This window comes from Novosphingobium oxfordense (genome assembly GCF_044029435.1).
Lineage (GTDB): Bacteria > Pseudomonadota > Alphaproteobacteria > Sphingomonadales > Sphingomonadaceae > Novosphingobium.
The window spans coordinates 606,186-624,630 of sequence record NZ_CP147007.1 but is presented as its reverse complement, the minus strand read 5'-3'; the positions used below and the strand labels follow the sequence as shown (position 1 = coordinate 624,630).

Sequence of the window (18,445 nt, the reverse complement as noted above, 5' to 3'; positions counted from 1 at the left end):
CCGACGCCAGAGCTTGGTGATGATTGCCGGGACCAGGATCATTACACCGGCTCTTTCCCCCGATCACGCTTTCCCTGATTGTATGGCCTGGCCAGCTGCCGGGATCCGTCCGCCACCCGCATGGCGCGGCGCTCGGGGCCAGGCAAGAGCTCCGCCTCCCGCCTGAGCTGCGCGGGGTATGGCTACCCCGATCCAGACCTCAGCGCCGCCAGGCTTTTCCGGTGGCGATGCACGGGATGTCTCGATGCCGGATCATTCACCCCTAATTGGCACGGTGGTCGCAGGCTTGGTGATCGCCTTCTTCCTGGGCGCGATTGCTCACCGTTTGCGGGTCTCCCCAATCGCCGGCTACCTGCTGGCGGGCGTATGCGTTGGTCCGTTTACGCCTGGGTTCGTCGCGGACGCAAGCCTCGCCTCCGAGCTGGCCGAGATTGGCGTCATCTTGCTGATGTTTGGGGTGGGCCTGCACTTTTCCTTGCGAGATCTACTGGCGGTGAGGCACATCGCCATCCCGGGTGCGATTGTCCAAATCATGGCTGCGACCCTGCTCGGCATGGGAATCGGTCGCATCATCGGCCTGGCGCCGTTGGCGGGCTTTGTGTTCGGCCTTGCGCTTTCTGTCGCGAGCACAGTCGTTCTCTTGCGCGCCCTGCAAAGCCGAAAGCTCATCGAAACCGAGCGTGGCCGCATCGCGGTAGGCTGGCTTGTGGTAGAGGATCTCGTGATGGTGCTCGCGCTCGTATTGCTGCCGGCCTTGGCTTCGGGCCTTGCCGGCGGGAAGGGCGCTTTGAGCCTGCCTTGGGTGATAGCAGGTACTCTCCTCAAGGTTACAGGCTTCGTCGCGTTGATGCTGATCGTAGGGCGGCGCCTGTTACCCTGGGCGCTACACTGGGTCGTTCATACGGGTTCGCGCGAGCTCTTTCGTCTCGCGGTTCTGGCGGTAGCGCTGGGTGTTGCATTCGGAGCGGCAAAGGTTTTCGACGTCAGCTTTGCATTAGGTGCATTCTTCGCGGGCATGATTTTGGGCGAAACCCAGCTCAGCCGCCGTGCCGCGGAGGAGACTCTGCCCTTACGCGATGCCTTTGCAGTGCTGTTTTTCGTTTCGGTTGGCATGTTGTTCGATCCTGCCACGGTAACCGAGCAGCCCTTTCCGCTCCTCGTTACTATAGCGACAATCGTTATCGGGAAATCGTTCGCGGCCTATATTATCGTGCGCGCTTTCGGTCATCCGAACGATACGGCGTTGACGATCTCGGCGAGCCTTGCCCAAATCGGAGAGTTCTCGTTTATCTTGGCGGGATTGGGAGCGGGATTGGAGCTGTTGCCGGAGAAGGCGCGCGACCTCATCCTTGCAGGGGCGATCATTTCGATCTTCCTCAATCCCTTCATATTCAGCATCGCGGTTGGTCGCAGCAATCCCGGCAAGGAACAACCGGTCGGGTTTGCGGGAAATGGCGATCGCGAGCGGCCCGCAGGAAGGCATATTATCCTTGTCGGCTACGGGCGGGTGGGCAGGCTGATTGCGGCCGAGTTGCGGTCGGCATCCGGTTCCTTTCTTTTGATTGAGGCACAGCCCGATCTTGCCCGCCGTGCGCGTGGCGATGGCTTCAAGGTGGTAATCGGTAACGCGGTCGAGGTTGCCGTCCTGGCCGAAGCCGGCATCGTCTGCGCAAGCCACATGCTTCTCGCTGTTCCCGAGGACTTCGAGGCAGGCGCGATCGTGGCACAAGCCAAGGCCATACGACCTGACCTGACGGTAATCGCGCGCGCGCACAGCGACGAGCAAATGGATCACCTCATTAAGTATGGGGCTGACAGTGTGGTTCAGGGCGACAAGGAAATTGCCCGCGAGATGCTCCGGCTGGCCGGAAGGGGGGCGAGCAAGCTGTCTCCATTGAAACACGGAGAGCCGGGCCGAACCTAGGGCGCCGTCGCGAGGCGTGACATACACGGGCCGCTGCCGGCGAACGAACTCCATTCGATTTCCCCCGATTGCGCCCGCGTTTGCAGAATGCCGGCTCCGTTCCGGGCGGACAGAACGCTCCGGTCGGCGCTCTGCTGTGTTTTGAGGAGGGACCATCCTCGCCCCCGCTTCCGGCAGGCAAGCCTTAGGGTCTGGCGTCGATCCGGTTTCGCCGGGTCGCTCGTTTTATGCCTGGGGTTGCGAGGTTACCGGGTATGGACACCCTGTCCACGGCGGCGTCCGCAAGAAGAGCATTCACGGGCCAACTCGAGATTTTGTATTTTTCGAATACTTCGCCCGCCTCGATGATGAACGCATCTGCGGGTCTAAGCTTTCCGTATTCCAAAGCTGACTTTGCGTGAACGGCAAAATGTCGCAGCGCGGCCTGAACACTTTCGGGCAAAGTGGGGTCGATTGCATCTTGCAGAGCCTCGATGGCTTCCAGACGCGCAACATAGACGTCTTTGCTGATATTCATCAGCCTGACCCTCTCTCGCACCACATGCATATTGTTCCGGCTAGTCGCAAACCGTCAAGTGCAATCAAATTGGCGATTAAGGGGTATGCTCTCGAGCGGACAAAATGCGGTTGATTTAACCGGGTGAAGAGAAGAAGCACGTGCGTGCCAGCTTTACAGAGCCATCGTCCGTAGAGACGATGATCCCATGTGAAACCGCGCTTGTGGATCAGCCGCGCTGCTAGGAAACGCAAAGCGGCCGGAAGGCCATCGATGGCATCGCGGCAAGCCCGCCGTCGGTGAGATAGAGCGAGACTTGAATCTCTATTCAAGGCGCCTCTTTTCGAAGCATGCCGACGACATTGATGAGGTCCGACAGTTGACGGTTCGAATGCCCCAATCGAGGCGGAAAAACGGAAGACGAGGCTGAGGGCGTGGCTCTGACGCGGCCCCAGAGCGAAGCTTGCCTAGGCGACAGTTGAAATGCGATTGGCTACAACCGCGTAAAGAACGGAGCGGCGGAAAACATTCTTGAAATCAGTCCGCCCAGGCTGAGCGCCACCAGAACCGCGCCGGTCAGTTCCATGAGTCGACGCGAGGGCAGCCTGCGGGTCAAGAGCGCGCCGAAGGGTGTTGCAACGACGCCTCCGATCAGAAGGCCCGTGGCTGCAATGGTGAACGATTGCAGACCCAACTTGCCTATGAACGCGGACAGGACCGTCACCGTCACGAAGAACTCCGCCGCGTTTGCAGTGCCGACCGCCATCCGCGGGGTCATGCCTTGCGCCATGAGATTGCCCGTCACCATCGGGCCCCAGCCGCCGCCGGAGGCATCGAGAAAACCGGCAATCAGCCCGAGCGGGCCGACGAGCTTCATCCGGCGATAGGCTTGCGGCCGGCGCGGTCCGCGCCAGATCAAGTAGAGTCCGACGGCCGCAAGGTAGACCAGTACCGCCGGACGCAGAATGCTGGCGCCAAGACTGGTCATCACCCAGACGCCAAGCAATCCGCCGACCACGCCGGGGATCACCAGTCTGGCGAATAGCGGCCAATCGACATTGCGCTGAAGGGCATGGGCAATACCCGAAGCACCGCTGGTGAAGCCTTCCACCCGGTGGGTGACGGCCGACGCTGCGCCGGGCGGAAGCCCCAGCAATACCAGCAGGGAATTCGATAACACCCCGAAGCCCATTCCCAACGCGCTGTCGACAAACTGCGTGAGGAACCCGGCGATGAGGAAAGGCCCGAGTTCGGCCCACGGAAGTCCGGAGATATCGATCATACGCCGGATCTCCTGCGCAGATGCGAGGCGGAGCGGCCGATCCGCCCGGAAGGCGCGGTCAGCAGGAACAGCACGGGAAAGCAGAGTGCAATCACCGAGAGCAGCGCGCTGGGAAGCGAATCCGCGCCCGCCAGCCAGGGCAGCACGGCACCCCAGATCGCCGCCACCAGCACGATCAGCAACGTGCGTTCCTGTTCGTTGTCGTTCAATGCCGAAAGATCGGCATCCACCCGGCCTTCGAAAAGGGTGTGAAGCCCGATGGAAACGCGGCTGCGCCGATCGACAAGGAAAGGTGGCAGCGTGGCATGGGCAAGGCAGCTTGCGCCGGCGCCCACCATCCGCAGCCCGATGGCGCTGGCGAAGCGGCGATAATCGGGGTTTCGGTCGCTGATCGCGCGCAGGCCAGCGCGGCCGCCGAACGCCAGATCGGCCAGGGCATTGGTCTCGGCGGCGGGGGCAGCGGTTGGATCGGGTGCTTCCTGCGTGGCAACCACCCAGTCGAGGATGGCGGAAGGCACGTCGAACCCGGTCGCCCGTTCCAGCCCTTGGAACCCGGGTGCTGAATTGGCCTCGCAGATGCGGTATCCATCCTCATCGAACAGGATGTCGATGCCTGTGACGTCGAGGCCGAGCACGTCAGCGGCCTGCACGGCCAGTTCAGCCATTTCCGGCGGTGGATTATAGGCGATGCCAACCCCACCGAGCGAGACGTTCGACTTGAAGCCGCCGGTCAGAGAGCGCCGCTCCATGGCCGCGATCACCCGCCCGCCCACGACCAGTACGCGCACATCGCGACCATGGCTGGCGCGCACATAATGCTGGAGGATGAAATCCGCCTTCGCATCCGCGCTTTCCAGCAATCCGGCCAGATCTTCGAACTGATCGCGGTTTTCGCATTTCAGCACACCGGCGCCGCGCGTGCCCTTGAGTGTCTTGACGATCACCGGGAAGCCCAGTTCTCGTTCCACCACGTCCACGTCGATGGGAAAGTTGCCCAGGATCGTGCGCGGGATAGGCAACCCGGCCCGGTTGAGACTCTGCAGCGTGTGCAGCTTGTCGGCCACTTGCTCGATGGTGGTGGGCCCGTTCACCAGTCGCACTCCCCGCCTCTCAAGGTGTCGTAGCAAGGCGAGCGTGAAGTAGTCGGTTTCGGCGCCGGTCCGGCAGATCACGAAGTCCGGCCGGTCCACCGGTCGGCCTTGGTATGACGTGGACCAGCCGTCCTCCGCGCCGACGATCAGATCGAACTTGTGAGGATGGAAAACGGACAATTCGATGCCCATGGCGTTTGCCGCCTCCTGGAAACGCAGGATTTCCGGCACTTCTGGGTTCGCGGGATCGAGATCGCGATGAAACAATATCCAGCCACGCACGATTTTAACGTTCCCTAGAGCTAGCGGAAAAAAGGGCAGCCTATTCCGCCCCGGTCGGACGCGGCATGTCAATGGGTTATGAACAAGCCAGGGAGTTACGAACAAGCAGGTCCTGCCGGGCACTTTGGGAGGGCACGGCTCCATCGGAAAAACCAATGAGCGGGAGCCACTTGCAAGGTCGCCTCGGCAATGCCCTCCACTTGCTCGCAGCGAGGGGCGGAATGGGCGCAACAGCCGTGGGCAGTCCGCCAGCAGGGTGGCGGAAAGATCACTTGCGCCGCCGAGGCAGGTTAGCCCGGAGAACGGGTTCGCCATGCGCCAGCCGGGTTGGGGCAGGTCGATACTGTCGGAAAATTCTGGGGGAAGGCGGCACCAGATCGGGTTAACCTTAGAGACGGATTTCGGGTGCAATATGTTGCTATAATGGGCAAATGAACTGGGGTGCCGTGTGGAAGCTACTGCGCTGAGCCAGGAGGCGATGCTTCAGGCGCGATACAGCGATCTGCGGGCGCAGATTCCGCTCATGTATGTGTTGATTCTCGTGGATGCCTGCTTCCTTGCCCTGGCGACCTACGGCAAAGTTTCGGATAGGCTCAGTCTGGCAGTTCCGGCAATTCTCTGCGTTCTGATCGGTTGTCGAGGCCTCTTATGGATTTCGCGCCGCCACATCGGCGTGGGAGCCACGCAGATGCGGCGTCATTTGAATGGCGTGATCGTCGCCTCGATCATCCTTAGCGCTGCATTCGGAGGCTGGGGCTTTGTTCTGATGGGAGCGATTGAGCCTGGCCGAGGGGCGGCAATTGCCTTGTATGTCCTGCTCGGGGCCATCAGCTGCTGCTATTGTCTCCAGGCATTGCCGATTGCCGGACGCTTGGTTCTGCTTTGTGGCGCTTTTCCCGTTACCGCGCGTCTCGTGCTTTCGCAGGATTTGTTTCTTTCGGGGATCGGCCTGACATTTCTGGTTGCGGCGTGCGTGGTCCTTCGGATGCTCGCCAACTCCCACGAGGCTTTCAGGTGTGCGATCCTTGCTCGCTCCAGGATGGCGCTGCTGATTGAACAGCTGCAATCGACCCAGGAGCACTATCGTCATTCGGTCGAACTGAACCCGCAAATCCCCTGGATAGCCGATGGCATGGGCGCGATCATCGAAGTCAGCCCGCGCTGGTCCGAATCGACAGGACTGTCCTGTGAAGAAGCGTTGGGTTGGGGTTGGACTGCAACGGTTCATCCCGAGGATCTGCCTCGCGTCCGGGAATTATGGGGGGCTGCGCTGCTGCTTCCGGATGGTTCCCATGTCGATTTGCGCTACCGATTGCGGCAAGCCGATGGCGAGTTCCGATGGTTCCGCGCCCGGGCGCTTCCACGCCGCGACGCGGAGGGGAATGTCCAGTGTTGGTATGGGACCCTTGAAGACATTCATGAACAGGTGCTGGGCGAAGAAGCATTGAGATTGAGCGAGGAGCGCTACCGGCTTGCTTCGCTTGCCACGAACGACATCATCTGGGACGTCTCTTTGGCCAACAACCGCATCGCGTGGAGCGGGGCGGCCGCGACGGTTCTCGGCTACCCCGAAGCTCTGGCGGGCACCTCTCGTGACTGGTGGGTCGAACGGATCCATCCCGAGGATCGCCGCCGCGTCCTCTCCCGTTTCTCGCAACTGGACGACCTTGCCGCAGTCCACTGGATCGAGGAATTCCGGTTTCTTTCCGGCAATGGCAACTATCTGGATCTAATCGGCAGGGGACAGGTCGTCAGGGACGGCAGTGGACGCGCGGCAAGGCTGATTGGCTCGCTTCAGGACGTGACCAGCCAAAAACGATATGAGGACAAGCTGCGGTGGGCGGCGCATCACGATTCGCTTACCGGCTTGCCAAATCGCCGGTTGTTCGCAGACCGGCTGGAGACGGCGCTTGGCGATGCCGTTGCCCAGGGCACGCAAGTGCGCCTGATCGTCCTCGACATCGATCGGTTCAAGGCCACCAATGACAATCTTGGCCACGATGCCGGCGATGCCCTGCTGCGTGAGATTGCAAATCGTCTTACGCGGTACGCTCCTGCTACCGCGACCGTGGCCCGGCTCGGCGGAGACGAGTTTGCCATCATTCTGCCCGAAACAGGGGGCGATGACGCAAGCTTCGCGCTTGCAAAGCAACTTCTTGCCGACGCGGGGCAGGCAGCGTTCTTCAGGGGCCGACGGTTGGACATAAGTCTGAGCGCCGGCTCGGCCCTCGCGTTCAGGGACGGCCAGGACCCCGCAGAATTGCATAAGAGCGCCGATTTGGCCCTTTACGCTGCGAAGAAAGAGGGGCCGGGCCACTTTCACACTTTCAGACACGAGCTGCGCGAGGCTGCGGAGCGAGAAACGCAGATGCTGCACGATGCGCGCGAAGCATTGTTGGAAGATCGCGTGGTTGCCTTCTATCAGCCCAAGGTTTGCCTTTGCACCGGCACATGCGTCGGCTTTGAGGCATTGTTACGCTGGCACCATGGTTCCGGCCTGCGTTCCCCCGAAGCGATCGGCGCAGCGCTCGATGATCCAGATCTTTCCACCAGCCTGACCGACCGCATGCTCGATCAGATCATTGCCGACCTGATCTACTGGCGGGACAACGACATCGAAGTCGGCCGGATAGCGATCAATGGCTCTGAAGGGGATTTTCGCAGAGGCGATTTCGCGGACAGGATACTGGGACGGCTTGCCCAGGCCGGTCTTCCCGCCGATGTCCTCGAACTGGAAGTGACGGAAAGCGTTTTTGTGGGGCAGCTCGCGCAGAATGTAAGCTCCGCCCTGGAAACGCTGTCGCGGGCCGGAGTGAAGATTGCGCTGGATGACTTTGGCACAGGCTATGCGTCGCTGACACACCTCAAGCAGTTTCCGGTCGATGTCTTGAAGATCGATCGCTCATTCATTTCGCGGCTCGGCAATTTCGAGCGGGAGGATGCCGCGATTGTCGGCGCGGTGATCGACCTGGCTCGAAATCTGGGTATCAGCACGGTTGCGGAGGGTATCGAGACGGCGGGCCAGGCCGCACACCTAGCCCGGAAATATTGCGACTATGGGCAGGGCTTCCTGTTCGGGCGGCCAACGTCATCCCGCCATGTTCCTGCCTTGTTGAAAAATTGGAGCCCGACTTCGATTCTCGCCGGCATCGAGGCCGGAAACAGAAACGACGAGCGAAATCGGCGCTGAGCCGGAATCAGCTGCGGCTGGTGCAACGATACGCGGCGTTGGCGGCACCTTCCGGTTCATGCCGTATCCGCGAGGGGGCAGCCGTCATCAGGATGCGGCAGGCCGCTGCGACGCTGCACCGAGATGCAGCGCCGCGACAATTTCAGTTGTTCAATTTTTCCTTGATCGCTTTGGCAGGCGCGAACGTGAGTTTCCTCGATGCTGCGATCTGAATGGTTTCGCCGGTAGAGGGATTGCGACCCTCGCGAGCCGGTGAAACTTTCACCTTGAACTTGCCGAAGCCGCTCAGCGAGATCTCGTCACCGGCCGCAGCCGCCTCGGCAATGGCGCCGAACACGCCGTCGATGATCTTCTTCGCATCGGCCTTGGTCACTTCGGCTATTGCGGCAATCTTATCGGCAAGATCGGCATTGTTCATCGGAAATGGACTCCTGCTGTTACCCCGCATGCTATAGCCGCCTTATAGCTTGGCGTGCACATCGGGTACCTTGTTTCCACAGACTTGTGTACCGGCTGGTCGCGTTCTTCGGCCCGGGGTTGGATAAGATGCCGGGGTTTTTGGGGCTTTCGCTGCAGGGCCCTTTCATCCAGACGTATCTCAGCGTTGCCATCCATGGCCCGCCTAATTTGGGCGCTCAGGCTCGATGTGCCCGCCCATGATATCTGTTCAATCGAAATGGTGAATAGACAAATCATGGCCATTTCTCATCGACAGGCTCGGCCGAAGAAAAAGTATATCGATTCAATAGATCGCACTATTCCACCATGTGGAGTGGGGCTTGTCGATCGATAGGCAGCGTTTCCTGTCGATGAATGACGGCAGCCGCAGCCGGGCGTAAGCTGCGGGAACCATTTTGGTCGTGCAGTGTTCAGATTTCTGGTCGGCTCGGAGGTGCAAGACGAGCATCACATTGACTTTGCTTGATTTGGCGGGACTGGTGGCGCTCTTGCTATGGGGTGTGCACATGGTTCAAAGCGGCGTGCTGCGCGCGCTTGGGCCGCAGCTTCGTTCTTTCCTTGCCCGATGCCTGCACAACCGCCTCTCCGCTTTCCTGGCGGGCTTCTTGGTGACCGCGCTGCTCCAGAGCAGTACGGCGACCGGTTTGATGGCGGCCGGCTTTGCTGCCGATGGGCTGCTGACGCTGGGGCAGGGGCTGGCGGTTATGCTGGGGGCCAATGTCGGCACTACCCTGATTGTCCAGTTCTTGTCCTTCGACATCTCATTGCTGGCGCCGATTTTGATACTTGGCGGCTATCTGCTTTTCAGGCGCACCCGTGCGGGTGTTCGCGATTTCGGGAGGGTCTTCATCGGTTTGGGCCTGATTCTCTTCGCGCTTCACCAGTTCCTGATCCTGCTTGCGCCATTGACGGCAAACGATGCAGTGCGAAATTTTCTGACGGCTCTTTCGACCCATATCGTCTTCATCGTCGTGATCGGACTTGTGCTGGCGTGGGCGGCGCATTCCAGCGTCGCGGTGATCCTCCTGGCAATGTCGCTGGCAAGCAACGGCATACTCACGGTCCCGGCCGGGATCGCCATGGCTCTTGGTGCGAACGTGGGAACCGCGATCAATCCAGTTCTGGAGGGGCCCTCGAAGGGCGCCGCTGCCAGGCGCCTGCCGCTGGGCAACTTGCTCAGTCGCCTGGCGGGCGTCCTGCTGGTGCTGGCGATCTATCCGCTGGTCGGGCCGGTCATGCAGAGTATCGAGATCCATCCGGCCCGCGCAATCGCCAACTTTCACCTGTTGTTCAATCTCGCCCTGGCAGTTTTGTTCTTTCCGCTTCTCACGCCCTATTCCCGTCTCCTCGAAAGCGCCCTGCCGCTGCGCGCCGAAGCGGAGCAGCCGGGCACTCCGAGATATCTGCCAATGGTGCCAACGGGCGCACCGCTGGGCCAATTGCTCGCCGCAGCCACGCGCGAGGCGCTGCGGCTCGCCGACGTCCTGGAAGAGATGCTGACCGGACTTCGCAGCGCGCTTGACCATTCCGACCGGCGGCTGATCGAGGATGTGCGTAAACTTGACGACCAACTGGATCAGCTTAACCGCGCCATTCAGGACAGGCTGATAGCTCTCGATCCGGACAAGCACGACGTACGGCTGATCGAGAGGTCGGGGCGCATACTCGCCTTTTCGATTAACCTGGAGCAGGCCGGCGATTTAATCGACCGCAGCTTGTTGAGCATCGCTCGCCGCGCGGGAAAGCACGGAATTGTCTTTTCCAAGGAAGACAAGTCCGAATTGCTCGCACAGCTCGATCAGCTTATCGAGGCGTTGCATCTTTCGACCGCGGTGTTTCTCAATGGAGACGTCGAGGCCGCGCGTGCACTGGCATCTGCCAAGGAGACGTTCCGCCGAATGGAGGAAGAGGCAACGTCCACGCATTTCGGTCGCTTGCGATCGGGCGACGTGGAGGCCGCAGAAAGCAGCGCTCTGCATCTTGATGCACTGCGCGATCTCAAACGGATAAGCAGTCATCTTATCGAGGCGTCCGCCTATCCGATTCTCAAGCAGACAGGCGACCTGCTGCCTTCGCGGCTCAAGGCTGTCGGATGAGATTTCACCCGGCTGCTTGGAAAGCGACTTCCGACCCGGCCACGGGTCCGGTCGGCCTATATTCCCGGATCCTCGAGCGCGTAAGCTGCGGCAAAGCGGCCGAGTATGTCTGCAAGGCCGCTGTCCTCGACAGTATCGACAGCTTCGCGGCTGCTGAGCCAGCGGCGCCGACGGAAGCTCATTTCCGGCCAGATCTCCAGTTGCGTGCGCACTAGCAGGGGGAACGCAAAAACCGGAATTGCCTCCGGTTGGCTTGCCTTGGCGCGCTTTAGACGAACGTAGGTTCCGAACGCAGCCTGTCTGATGTCGCCGAGGACACCGGCTTCCTCGAGAGCTTCACGCGCTGCGCAGGCATGCGGCAGCATGCCGCGGACAGTTCCCTTGGGCAGGACCCAGCGCCCTTTGCGCCTCGAAGTCACGAGGAGAACCTCGAGATCATGCTTGCCATTCCTGCGGTAGGGAATGGCGGCAAATTGAGCATTCTTCATCGTGGGTGGCTGCAGGTAGCGGGGGTCCATTGAGTTCGAATAGGCCGTGCGGCTTCCTTTTTTGGGACATCGCCGACGAGACGCTGATGTCCAAGTTTTGTCACAAAGATGGCCTGCCGGCTTGCCGGCGTCAATGCACGGCGGTTCTTCGCTTCGCGGCCGGCAAATTGTGCGGGCGTGCGCGAAGCAAAGCAGACTCGGAAGGCACCGCTGTGCTGGTACCGCAAATGCCCCGCTCGGTTGAACGGGGAAAATTTGCGCTCCTCGCATTCGGGAGATCTTGGAAAACAAGAGCTGAGGCGCCGCGCATTGCCGCGTGCAAGCCAACGTGACCGCTGGATAATCGCATCCGGCTTGGTGTCGGGCATCATCCTGCACGATCGGCTTGCTTAATCCGCTCCTCCATCAGCATTCGACTAGACCGAAGAGTCCGAAGCGAGTGTCGGTGTTGCGCGAGATCATATCCAAGCCGGGCCGGACGAGAGATCAGCGAGACCGGAAATGCCGCAGCAACCACGTTGCACAGGGGTTTCACCTGACCTGACGCGCGCGAGCATTTGCGGAGTGGCTGGGCATGGATTTGCATTTCTCCGTTGACGGAGTTGGCCTGTATTCTTCAGCTTCGCTTGCCGTGGGCACGGAAATTTTAGGATAGCGAGCACAAATGCTTCTCGCGGGTGGCAAGGAGCGATGAGTATGCGAATGGATTAGTCGGTCAAGCGGGTAAGATCTATGAACTCCTTCGGCACTCCTGATCACTGCCGACATGCATTGACGTTGCATCTATCGACAGTGCCTATACATATGCTTCGGCGCCTGGTTGGAGCTCGAATTTTGAGAGGACTTCGATGATCGATGAAGCCGTGCACGCCGGATATGCGCGTTCTTCCTGCGGATTCGAAGATTCTGAACTGTGTACGGTGCTCGACTGCGCGGCGCACAATTGGTCTGAAATTCTCGCGAAGCTCCCGGTATTGAGGTCGTCCGCCATGTTGAACATCCCCGGCCCCGAAAGGGAGCGGCCAGCGGCGCGTCGTCGGGTCCCGATGTTTTCTGCGCTTCGCGGGGGGCGGTCCCTAATTTCTGCACAGACAAGTTGAGAGCCGGCGAGGCGGTGTCGCCACTGCAGCCTAAGGTTTGATCAAGCGCGAAGACTTCCCCCTTCTTCAAGGAGCCGCAGCCAGATGAGTTGGCCACTTCCTTATCGCTCCACGCCGGTCTTTGACCAGGACACATTACCGCGGGCACTGCAGGAATGCCATGATACCAAGGCGGGGGTCTGGGCTGTGATAAGGGTCATTTCCGGCGAGTTGTTGCTGACCTATCTAGATCCGATCGCGGAAGTCATGCTGACCCCTGACAGACCGGGAATCATTGAACCCCAGCAACCGCACTTCGTGACGCCGCGCGGCGCGATGAAGATGCAGGTCGAGTTCTATGATCAACCGCCTTGGTCTTGACAGGGCATGTCGATTTACGTCGGAAATCGCAGCCTCGACCGCCAGATCCACTGAGCCGGCGGACGATCGAATTGGTCAAGGCAATTGCTCTGCCGTAGATGCTCCGGGGGCGGGTGGTCCTCAATAGGATCTGAGTTTGGGAGGGGCTGGAACCGAGATTTGTCCAATCGTGCTCGCCGGGAGCAAGGACGGTTTGCGCACGGCAGCGCTTTCGGCGCTGTGCCAGATCATCCCAACAGCATTGAAAAACCTCCAAGGCTCGCGCCGGCGATTGAAAGGCTGGAGCCGAAGCATGTGCAGGCCCTTTCCGCCCTTTCGGGAAACAGGACAGACGGGCCGCTCGATTTCCAGCAAGCGGCTTTCGATCAGCCATAAAAAACATTCGTTTGCCTTGGAGGGGGCAGACGCGCACCGACAAGGGCGCGCGATCGAAAGGAATTGTACGGTCGTGGGGCCCATTGCGGCAAAGGGGACTTCCATGGACGGGCGACGAAAGCGGAAATTGCTCGCAGCGGCGCCAGGCTTTTCCTGGACAGGTGCGATATGGTCAGGTGTGGCAGCTGTGTCTGCCTACTGCTTATATTATTCGCACCGGCATGGCATCCTGACGGAAATCCAGATCGAACTGCTGGTCTTTCTCGCCGTGCCTGTCGCCGCGTTTGTTCTGTCCGGCATCGGGCAGGACCCTTCCCAGGATTGATGCAATTCCCGGCGACGGCAATCCTCTGTAAGTCTTGGCTGCGCGCTGATTGGTATGCGCGCATGCAGGTCCGGGCTTCATGAACTTGGCCAGAACACAAATTAGTTGCGCTCAACCATCAATATTTTGATCTATGGAGAGGAGCCAAATCTCGATAGGCAGCCCGCGAAACTTGAGGAGGCCAACCACGATCACTTTCGATCGTGACAGCTCCGCTTTGTCACGGTCGCCAAAGAATGGTCACGCTTTCGCTCAGGAAACATCCGCGGTTCCCCTCGCTTGACATCGATCCCCAGAAACTGCTGTTTTCGCTCAGCAGTTTCATAGCGGCCGCCATGACGCTGGCTATTGCCTTCTGCGCCAGCATGCCACGCCCCTGGTGGGCCTTGCTCACAGTCTACGTCACCGCACAGCCCATGGCGGGGGCCTTCCGGCCGAAAGTCCTCTATCGGCTTGGCGGAATCGCAACCGGCGCCGCCGTAACTATCGTGCTTGTGCCGAATTTGCAGAATTCACCGGAACTGCTGGTGCTGTGCTTGGCTGCGTGGACAGGATTTTGCATCTATCTGGCCGTACTCGACAGAACGCCGCGCGCCTTTCTGTTCCAGATGGCTGCATTCAGCTCGGCGGTAATCAGTTTTCCCTACCTTGACGACCCCGGCAACATTTTCGACACTACAATCGCGCGTGTTCAGGAAATGACGGTTGCAATTCTGTGCGTGACGGTCGTGCATGCCGTCCTTCAGCCTTGGAGCGCGACACCGGGTATTCGTGCGCGGGCCTATTCCTTTCTCGGCCATGCTCGCCGCTGGTCGGCCGAGGCACTTTCCAATCAGCACACCCGACTGGAGGACGAGCATCGCCGTGGCCTCGCCGCAGATGTCACCGAGCTTGGCATGATTGCGATCCATCTGCCGTTCGACCAGCGCTGGGCGCCGGCGACGAGGCGGCGGGTGATGGCCTTGCAACAACAACTCGCCAATGTCCTTCCGCTTGCCTCGGCTGCAGCAAACCGTCTCGATCTTTTGCGGTCCGATGGCGGAATCTCACCAGCCCTCGCAAGCTTGCTCGATGACATATCCGACTGGCTGGGGCGGTCCGATTCAAGGGTAGAGGAAGGGATATCGCTCGTCCGTCGATGCAGCAGGATGGCCGAGGAAGCAGAGACCGACCAAACGTGGACCGGGCTGCTTACCGCCACGGCATGCATCCGGATGGCTGAGTTCCTGACAGCATTGACGGCAAGTCGCCGGCTCGCCGATCGCATCGGCATGCCCGGGCGTCCCAGTGCTCGTTTGCTGTCGGCTACACCATTTGCGCTCGCGCGCGATCATGGCGTGGCGGCGCTGGCAGGCCTTGCGACGGGCGTGGCGATCATGATCTATTGTGCCGTCTGGATCCTGCTTGCCTGGCCCAATGGATCGGCAACCGCGGCCTTTGCAGCCTTGATTACGTGCTCCTTCGCAGCGCAGGATGATCCGGCACCGGTCATCGGGCGCTACCTTGTGGCGACACTGAAGACGTTTCCATTGGCCGCTCTCTATCTGTTTGTCGTTCTGCCGCGCGTGGATGGGTACGAGATGCTCATGATAACGCTCGCGCCCGCGCTGCTGTGGATGGGATACGTGCAGGCGGACCCGAAACGCTCGCCTCAGGCATTGCCGATGTTTTCCTGTTTCATCGTGGCAATGGGCTTTCTGGCCCGCTTTCAGGCTGATTTTGCCCTTTTCATCAACACCGGACTTGCGCAGGTCGGCGGAATCGTAACGACGCTGGCTGTCACCAAGATGTTTCGCTCCGCCAGCGTTCTGTGGACCGCCCGAAGAATTTTGAGAGCCAACTGGGCGGAGCTTGCCCAGCTGGCGGATATCCGCAGGCCGTTCATGCCTGACCGGTGGACAGCGGCAGCGGTGGATCGCTTGGGCCAGGTGGCTGCGAGGATGGCCATCGCAGGTCCGGGAACAGACCTTCACGCGGCCGATGGATTGGCCGACTTGCGTATCGGACGCAATATCATTCCGGTGCGCCGCGCGCTCGCGCATGTTCCACACGATACGAGGCACCGGCTCGGCGCAGTACTGTCGAATTTGACGGATCTCTATCTTTCGCAGTGGCGGCGAGGCCGGGCCGTGGAAGCTTCCGACGCGTTGCGCCTGCAGATAGATCGGGCCATGGCCGGCTTGCTTGCGCTGCCTGTGGATGAATTTCGGCAAACGGCATTGCGTGCGCTGGTAGGCATGCGGTGCAACCTGTTTCCCCTGGCCACTTCGCCCGATCTTGGAGAACTGCCTTGATCGAGGAAGTCCACATACTGGGAGTCTACATGCCTGCAGCGCTCCTTTGGGGGGTGGTGGCGGTTGTCGTCGTTTACGTGCTGCGCGTACCGCTTCAACGGATGCCGGTCTATCGGCTGCTTTGGCATCCCAGTTTGCTCGAACTGGCACTGTTCGTCTTGATTTGGCTCGGACTTAGTGCCTTTGCCGACACATTTCTGATTTCTCGACTGGCTTCGTGAACATGATTCAAAGACATAATCTCTTGCGTACTCTGGTAACGCTGGGCGTTATACTTGTTATTCTGGGGGGGATCTATGCTCTCTGGTTGCGATACCAGGTCGAGCCGGTGACGCGCGACGGCAAGGTTAGAGCGGACATGGTACCGGTTTCGGCGGACGTGAGCGGTCTTGTCACCGATGTACGCGTAATGGATAACGAGATGGTAAAACAGGGGGAGATCCTCTTCATCATCGATCGCCCGCGCTATCAGCTTGCGCTCGATCAGGCATCGGCCACCCTGGCGGGCCAACAGACCGCGCTGTCGCAGGCCATTCGCGAAGACAGGCGCAACCGCGCGATGACCGAAGTGGTCGCGGCAGAACAGATCGAGCAGGGGCGTGCAAAGGTTGAAGAACTTCGCTCTTCCATTGCCCAGGCGGTGGCGGCCAGAAACCTTGCCCGCTTCAACCTCGAGCGCACGCTTGTCCGGGCACCCGTCGACGGGACCGTCTCGAATATATCGTTGCAGCCGGGCGTCTATCTGAACGCAGGCAAGCCCGCGATGGCCCTCGTTTATAATCAATCCATGCGTGTGGAGGGCTACTTCGAGGAAACAAAGCTCCCCGCAATCAAGGTCGGCGACCCTGCGAGCATCTATCTCATGGGGGTGGCGGACGAGATAAAGGGCCATGTTCAAAGCCTCGCGGGAGGCGTCGAGGACCGCGAACGGGCCGGAGGGGATGGTCAGCTGGCCAATGTAAATCCATCTTTCACGTGGGTTCGCCTTGCGCAACGTATCCCGGTTCGCGTTGCGATCGATAGGATCCCGGCCAATGTCCGCATGATTCCCGGGCAGACGGCCACCGTCGTCGTTCACCCGCGCGACGACGGACGCAGTGTTCACAGGAGCTTGCCATGGTAAGGCATCCTTTCCTGTTTGCGGCGGTCCTGCTGGTTGCGGGCTGCAAGGTGGTCGGGCCCGATTATCACGTACCCAAGAGCGCCGCGATCAACATGGACAGTGCCCAGGGACCGTTCATTTCGGCCGCGAGGCTCGCAAAGCCGGAGCCCCTGCCCGATCATTGGTGGGAGCTGTACAACGATCCCGTGCTCGACGGCCTGGTTGCGCAAGCTCTCAAGGCGAACACGGACTTACGCTCTGCCGAGGCAAACCTCGAACGAAGCATGGCGCTGCTGGATGCACGTGACGCCGGCCGCGAGTGGCAGGGCAGTCTCAACGCGGAAACCAGTTACGCGCAAAGATCGGCGGAGGCCGAATTGCAGCATGTCCAACCGCCCCGGCGACCGATCTACAATGGAGGGATTGGCGTCAGCTATGATCTCGATCTGTTCGGAGGTCTCAGGCGCGGCATCGAGGCCGCAGGCGCGGACGCTGAGGCGGCCGCTGCCGCGCGAGATCTGGTACGGGTAAACGTCGCGGCAGAGACGACCCGTGCCTATGCGGACATATGCAATAGCGGCTTTCAGAACGATGTCATGGAGAGGTCGATCGCGCTCCAGGGCAAGGGTGTTGGCCTTGCCCGCCTCCTCGTCAGGAACGGGCGCTCGGCCCCCTTTGAACTCGACCGGCGACAAGCCGTACTGGAAACCAGCAGAGCCCGCGTACCGCGCCTGGTAGCCCGCCAGCGCAATGCACTTTTCAGAATCGCCGCACTTCAGGGTCTTGCACCGACGCAGGCTGACCCGGCATTGCTCAATTGTCGCCACCCGCTTCGATTGGCCCAGGAACTACCAGTCGGTGACGGCCAGGCGTTGCTGAAGCGTCGACCCGATATCAGGCTGGCGGAGCGCAAATTGGCGGCTTCGACAGCTCGTATCGGAATAGCGACGGCAGCACTCTATCCCGACATCAGGTTTGGAGCCTCGGCTGGCTCGACAGGTGCGGCAACCGATTTCCTGTCACCGCTCACCAATCGCTTCGGATTTGGACCGTTGATCAGCTGGTCTCTCAACCGGCATGCCGCCCGCGCGGAAATCGAGGCCGCTACAGCTCAGGCCAGGGGCGATCTTGCGAACTTCGACGGCGCTGTGATCAGGGCACTTCGGGAAGTAGAAACGGCACTCAATTCTTACGCTGCCGGTCTCGAGCAACAGGAAAGCCTCGAGCGCGCCCGGGACGATGCGGCACGGGTGGCCCGGCGCACCATGCAGCTGCGTCGTGGCGGGAAAATTTCGGAACTTCCGGCACTCGAGGCAGATCGCGACCTCGTCACGGCGGAGCAGGCCGCGGCAGAGGGGCGTGCTGCGATAAATGACGACCAGATCGCATTATTTCTGGCGTTGGGTGGCGGCTGGACCCCCATCCCCGGGCAATGATCTCGCAGTAAGATCGCTCACGTGCCGGGCGCGGACGACATGCCATGCGGAACCATGCCGATGGCCGAGCTAACCTTTGGCCATGCCGCGTGGTCGATCGATGCCCGATCGCGGTCTTTGCGGCAGCGACCTGTCCAAGGTATTC

General features: G+C 60.6%; 14 protein-coding genes. 9 read left to right on the top strand and 5 right to left on the bottom strand.

Going from position 1 to position 18,445, the window contains the following annotated elements; all coding sequences use genetic code 11:
- The first annotated feature begins 244 nt into the window (after nt 1–244).
- Entirely contained in the window at nt 245–1,924 is a 1,680-nt protein-coding gene (gene ybaL / locus WBP07_RS22745; protein WP_395396514.1) for a YbaL family putative K(+) efflux transporter, read from the top strand.
- Nucleotides 1,925–2,108: 184 nt separating this feature from the next.
- On the opposite strand, the gene WBP07_RS22740 is transcribed toward ybaL, so the two are convergent.
- The 3 genes from WBP07_RS22740 to WBP07_RS22730 form a co-directional block, all read right to left on the bottom strand.
- The gene (locus WBP07_RS22740; protein WP_395396128.1) at nt 2,109–2,441 is read right to left on the bottom strand and encodes a hypothetical protein; all 333 of its coding nucleotides are present in this window, start codon (nt 2,439–2,441) and stop codon (nt 2,109–2,111) included.
- Nucleotides 2,442–2,913: 472 nt separating this feature from the next.
- The gene (locus tag WBP07_RS22735; RefSeq protein ID WP_395396127.1) at nt 2,914–3,702 is read right to left on the bottom strand and encodes a sulfite exporter TauE/SafE family protein; all 789 of its coding nucleotides are present in this window, start codon (nt 3,700–3,702) and stop codon (nt 2,914–2,916) included.
- Nucleotides 3,699–5,075 carry a RimK family alpha-L-glutamate ligase gene (locus tag WBP07_RS22730; protein WP_395396126.1) on the bottom strand — a complete coding sequence of 459 codons (1,377 nt, stop codon included), beginning with the start codon at nt 5,073–5,075 and terminating at the stop codon, nt 3,699–3,701. Before WBP07_RS22730 ends, WBP07_RS22735 begins: the two co-directional genes overlap by 4 nt.
- 448 nt (nt 5,076–5,523) lie before the next feature.
- Between WBP07_RS22730 and WBP07_RS22725 the strand changes: the two genes are divergently transcribed.
- Nucleotides 5,524–8,265, top strand: coding sequence for an EAL domain-containing protein (locus WBP07_RS22725; protein ID WP_395396125.1), 2,742 nt, complete (start codon nt 5,524–5,526; stop codon nt 8,263–8,265).
- A 142-nt stretch (nt 8,266–8,407) separates the two neighbouring features.
- Here the strand turns inward: WBP07_RS22725 and WBP07_RS22720 are convergent, their stop codons facing one another.
- Nucleotides 8,408–8,683, bottom strand: a complete 276-nt coding sequence (locus tag WBP07_RS22720) for an HU family DNA-binding protein (protein ID WP_395396124.1) — start codon at nt 8,681–8,683, stop codon at nt 8,408–8,410.
- 493 nt (nt 8,684–9,176) lie between these two features.
- On the opposite strand from WBP07_RS22720, the gene WBP07_RS22715 reads away from it, so the two are divergent.
- The gene (locus WBP07_RS22715) at nt 9,177–10,820 is read left to right on the top strand and encodes a Na/Pi cotransporter family protein (RefSeq protein ID WP_395396123.1); all 1,644 of its coding nucleotides are present in this window, start codon (nt 9,177–9,179) and stop codon (nt 10,818–10,820) included.
- A gap of 56 nt (nt 10,821–10,876) precedes the next feature.
- Here the strand turns inward: WBP07_RS22715 and WBP07_RS22710 are convergent, their stop codons facing one another.
- Nucleotides 10,877–11,308: an NUDIX hydrolase gene (locus WBP07_RS22710; protein ID WP_395396122.1), complete on the bottom strand. Its 432-nt coding sequence runs from the start codon at nt 11,306–11,308 to the stop codon at nt 10,877–10,879.
- Between the two features lie 1,184 nt (nt 11,309–12,492).
- On the opposite strand from WBP07_RS22710, the gene WBP07_RS22705 reads away from it, so the two are divergent.
- From WBP07_RS22705 to WBP07_RS22680, 6 genes are all read left to right on the top strand, one after another.
- Complete coding sequence (locus tag WBP07_RS22705) at nt 12,493–12,768, top strand: DUF1971 domain-containing protein (protein ID WP_395396121.1); 276 nt, start codon at nt 12,493–12,495, stop codon at nt 12,766–12,768.
- A 169-nt stretch (nt 12,769–12,937) separates the two neighbouring features.
- Nucleotides 12,938–13,468: a hypothetical protein gene (locus WBP07_RS22700; RefSeq protein WP_395396120.1), complete on the top strand. Its 531-nt coding sequence runs from the start codon at nt 12,938–12,940 to the stop codon at nt 13,466–13,468.
- Nucleotides 13,469–13,704: 236 nt separating this feature from the next.
- Nucleotides 13,705–15,762: an FUSC family protein gene (locus tag WBP07_RS22695; protein ID WP_395396119.1), complete on the top strand. Its 2,058-nt coding sequence runs from the start codon at nt 13,705–13,707 to the stop codon at nt 15,760–15,762.
- A complete protein-coding gene (locus tag WBP07_RS22690; RefSeq protein WP_395396118.1) occupies nt 15,759–15,983 on the top strand; it encodes a DUF1656 domain-containing protein in 225 nt (74 codons plus the stop codon). Before WBP07_RS22695 ends, WBP07_RS22690 begins: the two co-directional genes overlap by 4 nt.
- A gap of 2 nt (nt 15,984–15,985) precedes the next feature.
- Nucleotides 15,986–16,885, top strand: coding sequence for an efflux RND transporter periplasmic adaptor subunit (locus WBP07_RS22685; RefSeq protein ID WP_395396513.1), 900 nt, complete (start codon nt 15,986–15,988; stop codon nt 16,883–16,885).
- Nucleotides 16,879–18,300, top strand: a complete 1,422-nt coding sequence (locus WBP07_RS22680) for an efflux transporter outer membrane subunit (RefSeq protein ID WP_395396117.1) — start codon at nt 16,879–16,881, stop codon at nt 18,298–18,300. The genes WBP07_RS22685 and WBP07_RS22680 overlap by 7 nt, the downstream gene beginning before the upstream one ends.
- Nucleotides 18,301–18,445: the final 145 nt, after the last annotated feature.

Coding starts and splice junctions, on each gene's coding strand:
- ybaL (WP_395396514.1), top strand. CDS start 245: ATGCCGGATCATTCACCCCTAATTGGCACGGTGGTCGCAGGCTTGGTG.
- WBP07_RS22740 (WP_395396128.1), bottom strand. CDS start 2,441: ATGAATATCAGCAAAGACGTCTATGTTGCGCGTCTGGAAGCCATCGAG.
- WBP07_RS22735 (WP_395396127.1), bottom strand. CDS start 3,702: ATGATCGATATCTCCGGACTTCCGTGGGCCGAACTCGGGCCTTTCCTC.
- WBP07_RS22720 (WP_395396124.1), bottom strand. CDS start 8,683: ATGAACAATGCCGATCTTGCCGATAAGATTGCCGCAATAGCCGAAGTG.
- WBP07_RS22710 (WP_395396122.1), bottom strand. CDS start 11,308: ATGAAGAATGCTCAATTTGCCGCCATTCCCTACCGCAGGAATGGCAAG.
- WBP07_RS22705 (WP_395396121.1), top strand. CDS start 12,493: ATGAGTTGGCCACTTCCTTATCGCTCCACGCCGGTCTTTGACCAGGAC.
- WBP07_RS22695 (WP_395396119.1), top strand. CDS start 13,705: ATGGTCACGCTTTCGCTCAGGAAACATCCGCGGTTCCCCTCGCTTGAC.
- WBP07_RS22685 (WP_395396513.1), top strand. CDS start 15,986: ATGATTCAAAGACATAATCTCTTGCGTACTCTGGTAACGCTGGGCGTT.
- WBP07_RS22680 (WP_395396117.1), top strand. CDS start 16,879: ATGGTAAGGCATCCTTTCCTGTTTGCGGCGGTCCTGCTGGTTGCGGGC.